Origin of the sequence: Mesoflavibacter profundi, from assembly GCF_014764305.1 — a bacterium.
GTDB lineage: Bacteria > Bacteroidota > Bacteroidia > Flavobacteriales > Flavobacteriaceae > Mesoflavibacter > Mesoflavibacter profundi.
In genome coordinates this window covers 1,622,891-1,635,839 of the sequence record NZ_CP061703.1, presented here as the reverse complement: position 1 = coordinate 1,635,839, position 12,949 = coordinate 1,622,891, and the positions used below count along the sequence as shown (strand labels likewise).

At 31.9% G+C, this 12,949-nt stretch carries 11 protein-coding genes; 8 read left to right on the top strand and 3 right to left on the bottom strand.

The window, feature by feature from the left end; all coding sequences use genetic code 11:
• Positions 1–94: 94 nt before the first annotated feature.
• Positions 95–634, bottom strand: a complete 540-nt coding sequence (gene msrA / locus IFB02_RS07340; protein WP_106687387.1) for a peptide-methionine (S)-S-oxide reductase MsrA — start codon at positions 632–634, stop codon at positions 95–97.
• Between the two features lie 4 nt (positions 635–638).
• Entirely contained in the window at positions 639–1,088 is a 450-nt protein-coding gene (gene msrB / locus IFB02_RS07335; protein ID WP_106687388.1) for a peptide-methionine (R)-S-oxide reductase MsrB, read from the bottom strand.
• Positions 1,089–1,363: 275 nt separating this feature from the next.
• Between msrB and rplM the strand changes: the two genes are divergently transcribed.
• From rplM to tsf, 4 genes are all read left to right on the top strand, one after another.
• Positions 1,364–1,819: a 50S ribosomal protein L13 gene (gene rplM, locus IFB02_RS07330; protein WP_106687389.1), complete on the top strand. Its 456-nt coding sequence runs from the start codon at positions 1,364–1,366 to the stop codon at positions 1,817–1,819.
• Positions 1,819–2,205, top strand: coding sequence for a 30S ribosomal protein S9 (rpsI, locus tag IFB02_RS07325; RefSeq protein WP_106687390.1), 387 nt, complete (start codon positions 1,819–1,821; stop codon positions 2,203–2,205). Before rplM ends, rpsI begins: the two co-directional genes overlap by 1 nt.
• A gap of 164 nt (positions 2,206–2,369) precedes the next feature.
• The gene (gene rpsB / locus IFB02_RS07320) at positions 2,370–3,140 is read left to right on the top strand and encodes a 30S ribosomal protein S2 (RefSeq protein WP_106687391.1); all 771 of its coding nucleotides are present in this window, start codon (positions 2,370–2,372) and stop codon (positions 3,138–3,140) included.
• Positions 3,141–3,227: 87 nt separating this feature from the next.
• The gene (gene tsf / locus IFB02_RS07315) at positions 3,228–4,199 is read left to right on the top strand and encodes a translation elongation factor Ts (protein ID WP_106687392.1); all 972 of its coding nucleotides are present in this window, start codon (positions 3,228–3,230) and stop codon (positions 4,197–4,199) included.
• A 99-nt stretch (positions 4,200–4,298) separates the two neighbouring features.
• Here the strand turns inward: tsf and IFB02_RS07310 are convergent, their stop codons facing one another.
• Positions 4,299–7,583: a M36 family metallopeptidase gene (locus IFB02_RS07310; protein ID WP_106687393.1), complete on the bottom strand. Its 3,285-nt coding sequence runs from the start codon at positions 7,581–7,583 to the stop codon at positions 4,299–4,301.
• A gap of 196 nt (positions 7,584–7,779) precedes the next feature.
• Between IFB02_RS07310 and pyrH the strand changes: the two genes are divergently transcribed.
• From pyrH to IFB02_RS07290, 4 genes are all read left to right on the top strand, one after another.
• On the top strand, positions 7,780–8,487 hold the full coding sequence (gene pyrH, locus IFB02_RS07305; RefSeq protein ID WP_106687394.1) for a UMP kinase: 708 nt from the start codon (positions 7,780–7,782) through the stop codon (positions 8,485–8,487).
• A 49-nt stretch (positions 8,488–8,536) separates the two neighbouring features.
• A complete protein-coding gene (frr, locus tag IFB02_RS07300; RefSeq protein WP_106687395.1) occupies positions 8,537–9,091 on the top strand; it encodes a ribosome recycling factor in 555 nt (184 codons plus the stop codon).
• 83 nt (positions 9,092–9,174) lie between these two features.
• Positions 9,175–10,458: a DUF5686 family protein gene (locus IFB02_RS07295; RefSeq protein ID WP_223878821.1), complete on the top strand. Its 1,284-nt coding sequence runs from the start codon at positions 9,175–9,177 to the stop codon at positions 10,456–10,458.
• 63 nt (positions 10,459–10,521) lie between these two features.
• Positions 10,522–12,930 carry an efflux RND transporter permease subunit gene (locus IFB02_RS07290; protein WP_106687396.1) on the top strand — a complete coding sequence of 803 codons (2,409 nt, stop codon included), beginning with the start codon at positions 10,522–10,524 and terminating at the stop codon, positions 12,928–12,930.
• The last annotated feature ends 19 nt before the right edge of the window (positions 12,931–12,949 follow it).

Below are 12,949 nucleotides of genomic sequence, written 5' to 3'. Positions count from 1 at the left end.
ACTATAAATGATTTTTTAAAAGGAATTATTAAATAAGACCCAACTTGCTTACACAACAAAACAACAACTCATAATGAGACAGTTAACAACTGTGCTAATTAAGTTTGTCTGCGTGTAATTCTCTTAGCTTATTCAATTTTGGATCTATGACATAGGTGCAATACCCATAATCTGGATTATTTTGATAAAATTCTTGATGTTCTTTTTCGGCTTCATAAAAAATACCCATTGGACTTACTTCTGTAACTATTTGATTGTTATATAAAGGATTTAATTCTTCTAAAACACGATTAGCAATTTCCTTTTGTGTATCATTATAATAGTATATCACAGATCGATATTGCGTCCCAACATCTGCACCTTGTCTATTTAAGGTTGTAGGATCGTGTGTTGTCATAAAGATTTCAATAATGTCTTTATAACTAATAATATTGGCATCAAAAGTTACTTTAACCACTTCAGCATGACCAGTTAACCCAGAACATATTTCGCGATAAGTTGGTTTTCCTGGTGCATTACCACCTGTGTAACCAGAAATTACTTCTTCTACACCTCTAACATGATTAAAAACTGCTTCTGTACACCAAAAGCATCCGCCACCAACGGTAGCAACTTCTAACTTTTTTGTAGTCATTAAATTATCCTTCTTTATTAAGAATTAAAGATTCTGAATTTACACAATAACGCAAACCACTTGGTTCTGGACCATCTGGGAAAACATGTCCTAAATGTGCATCGCAAGTATTACACATAATTTCTACACGGATCATCCCAAAAGACGAATCTTTTTCATATTTAACAGCATTAGTTTGTATTGGCTGCGTAAAACTAGGCCAACCTGTACCTGAGCTAAATTTAATAGTCGAATCAAATAATGGCGAATCACAACACACACAATTGTATTGTCCAGCTTCAAAAGCACTACATAATGCACCGCTATGAGGCGCTTCGGTTCCTTTTAATCTTGTAATTCTATATTGATCTTGCGTTAATTGTTGTTTCCATTGCTCATCGGATTTTTCAACACGATGATTTGGTTCAGGATTACCTTTTACAGTAAAACTTATAATATCTTTCCAAGTTAGCATTGTAATAGCTACGTTTTAAATTATGTAATAATGTGTTTGGTAAGTCGAAAAATTACGATAAACCTTTCAACTTAAATAAAAAGCTAAAATAGTTTAATCTTAAATCTTAATTATTAAAGCATTAGTTATTTTTTAGCTAAAAAAATGAGTTAAAAAAAAGATATCAACAGAGTTATCAAATAAAAGTGAGTGCAGTATTTGGTAATCAAATATATAATCGTAAATTTGCAAACTCTTTTTGAGAGAGGAATGTTTAATAAAAAATAATTAATAACGTGGACACATTAAGCTACAAAACGATTTCAGCTAACAAAGCTACTGTAGATAAGCAGTGGGTTTTAGTAGATGCTGAAGGTCAGACATTAGGTCGTTTAGCTTCTAAAGTTGCAAAACTTTTAAGAGGAAAACACAAGCCTAGCTTTACACCACATGTTGATTGTGGAGATAACGTAATTGTTGTTAACGCAGAAAAAATCAACTTAACAGGTAACAAATGGACGGAGAAAACTTACTTACGTCATACAGGTTACCCAGGTGGACAAAGAAGTTTAACTGCTACAGAAATGTTTGGAAAAGATCCAGCAAGGTTAGTAGAAAAATCAGTAAAAGGTATGTTACCTAAAAACAAATTAGGAGCAAACTTATTCCGTAATTTAACCGTTGTAGTTGGTACAGAGCATGCTCACGAAGCTCAAAAACCAAAGACAATTAACTTAAACGAATTCAAGTAATGGAAGTAATTCACAAAATTGGTCGTCGTAAGACCGCTGTTGCTCGTGCTTATGTTGCAAAAGGAAATGGTAACATTACGATTAACAAAAAAGATTTAAACGACTACTTCACAACAGGAACTTTACAGTACAAAGTAAAACAACCGTTAGCTTTAACAGAAAACGTAGAAAACTTTGACATTAAAGTAAATGTTTATGGTGGTGGTATTACAGGACAAGCAGAAGCTATCCGTTTAGCAATCTCTCGCGCAATGTGCGAAGTAGATGCAGAAAACAGAAGCATCTTAAAACCTGAAGGATTATTAACAAGAGATCCAAGAATGGTAGAGCGTAAAAAATTCGGTCAGAAGAAAGCGCGTAAGAAATTCCAGTTCTCTAAACGTTAATACCATTGCTAATTTATTTAGCACAAAACAAAAAAATTAAACTAGTTATTGTTGTACTTAGCCTATTAAGAGGCAAGTATAGTTTAGCATCTAAATAATTAAGGCGATTTAAATAAATGACCACTTAATTATTGCTAATTCAACAGAACGTAAACTATTACAAAATGGCAGTAGAAGTAAAAGAATTACTTGAAGCAGGTGTACACTTCGGTCACCTTACACGTAAATGGGACCCAAACATGGCTCCTTACGTATATATGGAGCGTAACGGTATCCATATCATAAACTTATATAAAACAGCAGCTAAAATAGACGAAGCTGGTGCAGCGTTAGCAAAAATCGCAGCATCTGGTCGTAAGATTTTATTTGTTGCTACAAAAAAACAAGCTAAAGACATCGTATCAGAAAAAGCAAGCAGCATTAACATGCCTTACATTACTGAAAGATGGCCTGGTGGAATGTTAACAAACTTTGTTACTATTAGAAAAGCTATCAAGAAAATGGCTACTATTGATAGAATGAAGAAAGATGGTACATTTAACACGTTATCTAAAAAAGAGCGTTTACAAGTAGACCGTTTAAGAGCTAAGTTAGAGAAAAACTTAGGATCTATCGTTGATATGACACGTTTACCAGGAGCTTTATTTGTTGTAGATATTAAGCGTGAGCACATTGCAATTAAAGAAGCACAAAAATTAAACATTCCTATCTTTGCTATGGTAGATACTAACTCTGATCCACGTGAGGTAGACTACGTTATACCAGCAAACGATGACGCTTCTAAATCTATTGATAAAATCTTAACGCACGTTACAGAAGCTATCACAACTGGCTTAAACGAACGTAAAGCTGAAAAGGCTGAAAAAGAGGCTGCTAAAGCAGACAAAAAATCAGCTCCTAAAAAAGCTAAAGCAACAAAAGACGAAGAAGAATAAAATAACAATTTACAAACATTAATAAGTCGTTTAGTTCTTTTCTTTGTAGAAAAATAATTGAACGACTTTTTTTTAAAATAACTTATTATGAGTGAAGTAAAAATTTCTGCAGCAGAAGTAAACAAATTAAGAAAAGCTACAGGTGCAGGTATGATGGACTGCAAAAAAGCATTAGTTGAAGCAGGAGGAGATTTTGATAAAGCAATTGATGTTTTACGTAAAAAAGGACAAAAAGTTGCTGAAAAAAGAGCAGATCGTGACTCTTCAGAAGGTGCTGCTATCGCTAAAGTAAACGACGATAACACTACAGGTGTTGCTATCGTATTAGGATGCGAAACTGACTTTGTTGGTAAAAACGAATCATTTGTTGCTTTAGCTAACGAAATGGCAGATAACGCTATTAACTTTGATACTAAAGAAGACTTTTTAGCTTCAGATTTTAATGGAATTTCAGTTTCTGAAAAATTAGTAGAACAAACTGGTGTAATTGGTGAAAAATTAGACATCAATGCATTTGAAAAAGTAAGTGCTCCTTATGTTGGTTCTTACGTACATATAAACAAAATAGCTGCTATCGTTGGACTTTCGGCTGCTGTAGACAATGCTGAAACTTTAGCTAAAGATTTAGCAATGCAAATTGCATCTATGGGAGCAACAACATTATCTTACAAAGATTTTGATCCTGCTTACGTAGCAAACGAAACTGAAGCAAGAATTGCTGCTATTGAAAAAGAAAATGAAGAATTAGAGCGTTTAGGAAAAACATTAAAAAATGTTCCTCAATACATCTCTATGTCTCAATTAACTCCTGAAGTTTTAGCTCAAGCTGAAGAAGACGCAAAAGCTCAATTAAAAGCTGAAGGTAAACCAGAACAAATCTGGGATAAGATTTTACCAGGTAAAATGGAACGTTTTATTTCTGATAATACAACTTTAGATCAAGAACAATGTTTATTAGATCAAAAGTTTATCAAAGACGAAAAAATGACTGTTGCAGATTACGTAAAATCTTACGGAGAAGTAGAAATCACAGACTTTAAACGTGTAAATGTAGGTTAATTTTAACCTAATATCTATATAAAAAGCCTTTACAATATTTGTAAAGGCTTTTTTTATACAAGGTAATAAACCCAGAATAATCTGGGTTTATTTGTTATGTTATTCTTTAATAATTTTGAATACAGAAGTGTTTCCGTTATCAACAATGCTTAATACATAAACACCACTTTGTAAATTACTTAAATCAAATTGCATTGTATTTTGATTTAGTTTTGTTACAGTTGTTTTATGATTAATTTGTCTTCCTAATAAGTCTACTAAAGTAAATTTAGCCGACTCTATGTTACTTGATGTTGTTACATTCACAACATTATCTGTAGGATTAGGATAAACTTTAAAAGAATTAGTATTAAATTCACTGTTAGATAAAGTCTCTGTTACATCTAAATTAAATGTCATATTCTGAGGAGCAAATCCTGAATTTGGACAATCGTTAGTAAATGTAAAATCTACAGACCAGTTACCTTCTACTGCTACATCACCATCTACAATACCTGTTAAAGACACCGTATCTGAATTGTAAGTTGTACCGTTTGGAGAAGTCCAAACAGCAGATCCAACATAAGCTCCATTTGGCACTCTTAAATCAAGGCTAGAACCAGCTGTAACAGTTATTGTTTGAGTTGTAGCAAAAGAAGTATATCCACCACCATCAACACTATATTCTGTATCACCATCTGTTAAATCAGGATTATAAGGGTTTACAATTAATGTAGCAGTAATAGCTTTTGCAGCATTTCCTCCAGGTGTAATAGTTATTGTATGAGTACCAGCAGAAAGATTACTTACATCCATACTAAATAAACCTGTATCTTTCATTGTATTAGGAGTAAATGTAGCATTAGCTCCAACTGGTAAACCAGATGCTGCAAATCCAGTATCCGTATCAAAACCATTTTGTTCGTTAAACACAAAATCAAATGTTACCGATGAAGTTCCTTCACAAACTTCTATAACTCCAGAATCTCCATTAGTAATTAAATAATCTGGATTACATCCTAAACCATTAGGAAGTGTGTAATCTGCGTTTCCATCTGATGTAGAGTTAGTGTTTCCTTGATTAGCATTTACACCTAATCCTCTTCTAGCAAAAGCAGACCAAATAGCACACTGATTAGCACCACCATATAAATTTTGATCGGCTTGTAAAATAGCATTACGACCATCAACAAAACCAGGATCACATGCAGTAAGTTTAAATCCTTCTACTACTAAATTTAGTGCTATTACATTACCAGCTGTTCCATTAGAATTGTATATATCTGGATCAAACCCATGAATTGCAATTAAATCCCAAGTTAAATCCCAAAGCATACCAGCCCAAACAGATCCAACACCATGAGGAATTGTAAATGTTGCATTACCTGTATCATTTAACAACATTTGGTAATCCATTGGATTATTATTTAAATCTCCTGAATAAGGAGCTGGTCTTATACCTACTCCATCTGGTGCTTGACCAACAGCAAATGTCCCTACACCAGAAAAAGCAATTCCGTTATCAATTTCGCGAAGCTGAAGTATTTTACCAATGTAATCTGCCCATCCTTCACCCATAGACTCGTTAGCGTTTACACAACCAGAGTTGTTTCTACCTCCAACTAATCTAATATTAATACCGTGACCATACTCGTGAGAAACAATTCCGTTATCAAAAGAACCATCTATATTTACAAATCCTCCTGGTTCTGGGTAAAAAGTAATGTTTACAGTGTTTGATTGCATTTCTGTAATAATATTTTCACCATCAGCTTGATTTATACTATAAGCAGGAATAGATACACCTGCATCTCCTCCACCCATTGTAATGTCTCCAGCTTGATTATTAACTACTAAAACTGCAATTGCACCAACATTTTGAGCATTAATTACTTTAGCCGTAAAGTTACAAGATCCTCTTCTTACAACTGCAATTTTTCCATTTAAAGCAGCTCCATTAACCGCTACTTCACAAGCATCTGTATTATCTGGTATAGCATCTTGATATAATACCAATTCTCCTGATAAATTTGAAGCAATATCTACTTTACCTGGAGCAAAATTGTTATTTAACGCTGGATAATCTCCTGCTAACGCACCATTATCTATACTCATAATTGGATTTGGGTTGTAAGCACCAACATCCCATAAGTACATTTGCATTCTAGGATTATTTCCATCTGTTGGAGTTGCAAAATTTGCGTTATTTGTTCCACTACCATCTTGGCAGTCTGCGTCTACAGAGTCACCTTGAGTTCCTCCATTTCCAAAATTAAACTCTTGAAAGTTACCAGAAGCTTCATCAAAACCATATAAGTAATAAATGTCATGCACAACATTACTCATATAAAATAAATTAGTTTGAGACGCATCCATATAACTATCTGCAGCAACATAAGGTCCTCCATAAGCATAATCAAAAACTAAACCTGGACTACTTTGGTTAGTTTGTGGTCCATTAGTATTATTTGCTCCAAATGGTCCAGTTGTATCACCAGATGCATCATATACTCTAACATTATTACCTCTAGTTGTTGTATAATTTGTTGCATTTATTGTATGCCATCCAGATGGTGATGCTGTAGCATTATCTGGATCTGTAATAAATTCAAAATCACCATGATTTGGACTTTCCACATAGTAAGGTATTACTCTATATCCACCAGCCATTACACTTTCTTCACTTTCATTTTTAAATAATGAAAAGTTGTTTTCTTTTTTATGTATTGCAGTATTAGATGTATGATTGTGATCTTCAAAAGTACAAGTTGTAACCCAATCATACTTACTAATAAACTCTCCAGTTGAAGCGTCTATACTTATATTCCACCAGTGTTTACCGTTAGATAAATTTAAATTTACAACATAAACTAATTTAACATCAGTTTGATTAACAAGCTCATACATTAAAGCTACTTTAACTTCGCTTTGCGTACCTTCTATAGAAGCAAAAGTTGATTCTTTTTTTAATTCATCTTTAGATTGAAATTTTACTTGTGAAGGTACATTTAAACCTGCTTCGATAGCTGCTTTTTTTATAGCTTCTACCTCAGAAATACTTGGTGATGTACTATTAACTTTAGAAGCTAAATCTTTTACAAAACCAATGTTATTTACTGTAGCTGTACCATTATTAACAAATACATTTGCTATTGCTCCGTGAACAGGAATGTCTTGATGAGTTTGTACTAAGTAATAGTACCAACCATTTTCTATTCTTGAAGACGCATCACTTTGAACAGACCAATTGTTAAGATCTGAACTAGTAAAACCTTCAAAACTAGAATTATTTAAGGATTTTTTAATAACCGAAAGATCGGTTTTCTTAATGGATTTATCTAGATAATCTTGGGCATTACCTAAATAACTAGCCATTAAAGCTAAACTAAGTAGTAGTTTTTTCATAATTTACATTTATAGATTCGGGTCGCGCAATATATTAATTAATTGTTATTTTTTAAAGAGTTACATTGTTAAATTGACAATTTTTTAATCATATTTATCAATATTACTCATTGGTCTATTTGCATCAAAAAGTATTCGAAATTGAATATTTTGATTTCAAAAAATTATGTAGCTTTGCTAAACTTTCAGAATAAAGATGAAATACAACAGAATTCTACTAAAATTATCAGGCGAAGCTTTAATGGGTAAACGCCAATATGGTATAGATCCTGAGCGATTAGCCGAATACGCAGAAGAAATAAAACTATTAACCGATAAAGGTGTTGAAGTTGCAATTGTTATTGGTGGCGGAAACATTTTTAGAGGTGTTGCAGGAGCAAGCAACGGTATGGATCGTGTACAAGGTGACCATATGGGTATGCTAGCAACAGTAATTAATGGGTTGGCTTTACAAAGTGCACTTGAAGATGCTGGCGTAAAAACAAGACTTCAGACAGCTATTAAAATAAATGAAGTTGCCGAACCTTTTATTAGAAGAAAAGCATTAAGCCATTTAAGGAAAGGTCGTGTTGTGATTTTTGGTGGCGGAACAGGTAACCCTTACTTCACAACAGATTCTGCAGCAGTTTTAAGAGCTATAGAAATTGAAGCTGACGTAATTTTAAAGGGCACAAGAGTAGATGGTATTTATAATGCAGATCCAGAAAAAGATAAATCTGCTATAAAATTTGATCAAATAACTTTTGACGATGTAATTAGACAAGGCTTAAAAGTTATGGACACTACTGCATTTACTTTAAGTCAAGAAAACAAATTACCTATTATTGTTTTTGACATGAATAAAAAAGGAAACTTACTTAAAGTAGTCTCTGGAGAAAATATAGGAACAGAAGTTAATTTATAATTTTTAATTTTGGCTTAATATTTGAAAAGAGCATAAAAAATTAAATACTATGGAAGATATTACATTTATAATAGATACTGCTAAAGAAGCAATGGATAAAGCAGTAAAACATTTAGAAAAAGAATTTTTAAATATTAGAGCTGGAAAAGCTAGTCCAGCAATGTTAGGAAGCGTAATGGTAGAATATTACGGTTCTCAAACACCATTAAGTCAAGTAGCAAACGTAAATACTCCAGATGGTAGAACTATTAGTGTACAACCTTGGGAAAAAAACATGCTAGAAGAAATAGAAAAAGCTATTATGAATGCTAACTTAGGATTTAATCCTATGAATAATGGCGAAACTATTATAATAAACGTACCGCCTTTAACAGAAGAACGTAGACGCGACCTAGCAAAACAAGCAAAATCTGAAGCTGAAGATGCTAAAATTGGTGTAAGAAATGCTAGAAAAGAAGCAAATAATGATATAAAGAAATTAGAAGACGCTTCTGAAGATTTACAAAAAAATGCCGAAACAGATATTCAAGATCTTACAGATAATTACGTTAAAAAAATTGATCAGCTACTTACAGTAAAAGAAGCCGAGATCATGACCGTATAATTAATTAAAGCGACTTAATTGTCGCTTTTTTTTATATCTTTTTATTAATACCTTCGTTAGTCTACAAAACGTAGACTTTTTTAATGCATATCAAACTATCACATATTTTCAAAATTAGTCTTTTAGCTATTTTATTTAATACTAATCTAAGTTTAGCGCAACAAAAAGACAGTACAAGCGTAGAAAAAGATTCTATAAGAAAAGCTAATTTTTTAAATAGATTAGGTAACGGATTTTTTCCTACTAAATTCTTAGATATTGACTTAAGATATTTAGTAAAATTTAATCAATACGAAGGATTTAGAACTGGTTTAGGTGGACAAACTAGCGAAGATTTTTCTAATAAATACCGTTTAAACGGTTATGTTGTTTATGGTTTTGTAGACAAACAAATTAAATATAGTTTAGGTGGCGGATTTAGAGTTGCTCCTAAAACAAACACTTGGATTAACCTATCTTACACAGACGATTTACAAGAAACAGGAAGCACTCAATTTATCTTAGACAAACGTTTTTTTCAATTATTTGAGCCTCGTTTATTAAACATAGATTTATTTCATAAACATATTACAACAAAAGTATCTGTAGAACATGAAATAACACCTAAACTTCTAACCGAAGTCCAACTAGCAACAAGTAATATTAATCCAACGTATGGCTATAATTTTATTGTAAATAATAAAAATTACCATGGATTTGAAGTGTCTACATCCAAAATAGCTTTGCAATACAATCCTTTTGATGTATATAAAACAACAGAGGATAAAACAACACTAGAAAAAGAAGGTTTTCCAAGATTTACATTTCAATATACAAAAAGCTACAAGTCTGTATTAGGATCTAATTTCAACTTTTCAAAAGTAGATTTTAGGACTATTCATAAAGTAACATATAAAAACAACTCGCATACGCTTTTAACATTAACTGGTGGAATTGCCGAAGGCGAAACACCTTTAACCCATTTGTATCATGCGTATCCAAATAACATTAGAAAAGAAACCATAATGCAACGGTTTTCGGTCGCTGGATTGAACAGTTTTGAAACCATGTATTTTAATGAATTTTTCTCGGATAAATTCTCCACGTTTATTGTTAAACATTACTTTAAACCCTTTAATATATCTCAAAGGTTTAAACCACAGTTAGTCTTAACTTCAAGATATGCAGTTGGTAACATGCGTAACAAATCCAGACATCAAAATATAACTTTTAACACCTTAAATCATGGGTATACAGAAAGTGGTTTTGAAATAAACAAATTACTTTTTGGATTTGGCTTAAGTGCAACTTATAGATATGGCGCTTACCATTTACCAAAAGTAGAAGATAATGTTGCATTAAAATTCACTTTTAATATAACATTATAAATTTAAAATATCCTTAGTAAATACATAGCTTTTACATACCTTTGCATGATTTTTTAAAGGAATATGTTAAAACTATTTTCAAATAACTTCTGGGATTTTATTGCTAGAAAAATATTACGTAATAAAATTGGTATTTTATTAACCATTGTTGGAGTTACTATTTTACTTAGTACGCAATGGAAATACATGCGATTTACTTACACTGAAGCAAATCTTTTACCAGATGATCACGAAGTAAATATTAAATACAACGAGTTTTTAAAAGTTTTTGGTGAAGAAGGAAATTTAATTGTACTTGGTGTTAAAGACAGTTCTTTATTTACTGTAGAAAAACTTAACGCTTGGAATAATTTATCTGAAAGTTTTAAAACTGCTCCAGAAGTAGAAACGGTAGTTTCTATAAAAGATTTACAAAAACTGGTCAAGGATACAGATTTAAAAAAATTTAAACTAACGCCATTTATTAAAGACAGCATAAGCTCTATAGCTCAAATAGACACACTTCAAGACGAGCTATTTAATAAATATCCGTTTTACGACAATTTCCTTTTCAACAAAAAAACAAAAACTGTTAGAACAGCTATTTACTTAAAAAAAGAAATAGTAAATACACCAGCAAGAAAAGACTTTGTATTAAACAATTTAGTTGAAAAAATTGAAGCTTTTGACAAAGCAAACCAAATGAAGGTTCGTGTATCCGGAATGCCTTATATACGCACTTTAAATGCGCAAAACATAGTAGACGAAATTAACCTGTTTGTAATTGCTGCTTTAGTTGTCACATCGCTTATTTTCTTTTTGTTTTTTAGATCCTTTAGAGCAACATTAATTTCTTTAGTTGTTGTTTGTATTGGTGTAATGTGGACACTTGGTTTTTTAGGATTACTTAAATACGAAATCACGGTACTTACAGCATTAATTCCGCCATTAATAATAGTAATTGGTATACCTAATTGTATTTTCTTAATTAATAAATATCAGCACGAAGTAAAATCCCATGGTAATAAAGTAAAAAGTTTACAACGTGTAATTACTAAAGTTGGTAATGCTACGCTAATGACTAATGTCACTACAGCATCTGGATTTGCAACATTTATACTAACCGAAAGTAAACTTTTAAAAGAATTTGGTGTTGTAGCCTCTTTAAGTATACTCGCCATATTTGTACTTTGTCTTTTAATTATTCCAATAATTTACACCTTTTTACCTTATCCAAAACAAAGACATTTAGAGCATCTAAACAAACGTTGGATTGGTGGTTTTGTAGATTGGATGGAGCATATGGTAAGAGAAAAGCGTATAACTATTTACATTACGTCTTTAGTGTTATTAGTGATGTGTATCATCGGTATTTATCAAATACGTATCTCTGGAAGTTTGATAGAAGACATGCCAAAAAAGGCACAATTCTTTAAAGATATTCGTTTTTTTGAAGAAGAATTTAATGGCATCATGCCTCTAGAAATTATGGTAGACACCAAACGCAAACAAGGCGTAATGAAGCTATCTACCTTAAAACGAATGGATAAAATTGAAGAATTTATTGGAGAAACCCCAGAATTATCAAAACCAATTTCTGTTGTTGACTTAGTAAAATACTCTAAACAAGCTTATTATAACGGAAATCCAAAATACTATCAACTACCTACAAGTCAAGAAAACAGCTTTATATTAAGCTATGCTAAAAATTCTACATCTAATGTAGATCTACTTACCAACTTTGTAGACAGTACAGGACAATACGCACGTATCACAACCTTTATGAAAGATATAGGTACAGATAGAATGGAGCGTATTCAAGAAAATTTACAAGAAAAAATAGATAATACCTTCCCAAAAGACCGTTACAATGTAACAATGACGGGTAAGGCTTTAGTGTTTCAAAAAGGGACAAAATATTTAGTTAAAAACTTAGCCATTTCATTAAGCTTAGCCATTTTATTAATTTCATTATTTATGGCCTATATGTTTAGATCCTTTAGGATGATTATGGTGTCTCTAATACCTAACTTGTTACCATTAGTAGTTACTGCAGGATTAATGGGCTATTTAGGCGTTCCTATTAAACCTTCTACAATATTAGTATTTAGTATCGCTTTTGGTATATCTGTAGATGATACCATTCACTTTTTAGCAAAATATAGACAAGAGTTACAAGCCAATAACTGGAAGATTAAAAAATCGGTTTATGGTGCTTTACGCGAAACCGGCGTTAGTATGTTTTACACTTCAATTGTGTTATTTTTCGGCTTTTCTGTATTTATCATTTCCAGTTTTGGTGGTACGGTTGCATTAGGCGCATTAGTTTCTGTAACGTTACTTTTTGCTATGCTATCTAACTTACTATTATTACCATCGTTACTTTTATCTTTAGAAAGAAATATTGCCAATAAAGAAGTATTAAAAGAACCTTCAATAAATATTATTCCTGAAGAAGACGATGAAGAGGCATCAATATCAGATGAAAAATAAAGAAAAAACTCTATTTTTG

Coding starts and splice junctions, on each gene's coding strand:
- msrA (WP_106687387.1), bottom strand. CDS start 634: ATGACTACAAAAAAGTTAGAAGTTGCTACCGTTGGTGGCGGATGCTTT.
- msrB (WP_106687388.1), bottom strand. CDS start 1,088: ATGCTAACTTGGAAAGATATTATAAGTTTTACTGTAAAAGGTAATCCT.
- rpsI (WP_106687390.1), top strand. CDS start 1,819: ATGGAAGTAATTCACAAAATTGGTCGTCGTAAGACCGCTGTTGCTCGT.
- rpsB (WP_106687391.1), top strand. CDS start 2,370: ATGGCAGTAGAAGTAAAAGAATTACTTGAAGCAGGTGTACACTTCGGT.
- tsf (WP_106687392.1), top strand. CDS start 3,228: ATGAGTGAAGTAAAAATTTCTGCAGCAGAAGTAAACAAATTAAGAAAA.
- IFB02_RS07310 (WP_106687393.1), bottom strand. CDS start 7,583: ATGAAAAAACTACTACTTAGTTTAGCTTTAATGGCTAGTTATTTAGGT.
- pyrH (WP_106687394.1), top strand. CDS start 7,780: ATGAAATACAACAGAATTCTACTAAAATTATCAGGCGAAGCTTTAATG.
- frr (WP_106687395.1), top strand. CDS start 8,537: ATGGAAGATATTACATTTATAATAGATACTGCTAAAGAAGCAATGGAT.
- IFB02_RS07295 (WP_223878821.1), top strand. CDS start 9,175: ATGCATATCAAACTATCACATATTTTCAAAATTAGTCTTTTAGCTATT.
- IFB02_RS07290 (WP_106687396.1), top strand. CDS start 10,522: ATGTTAAAACTATTTTCAAATAACTTCTGGGATTTTATTGCTAGAAAA.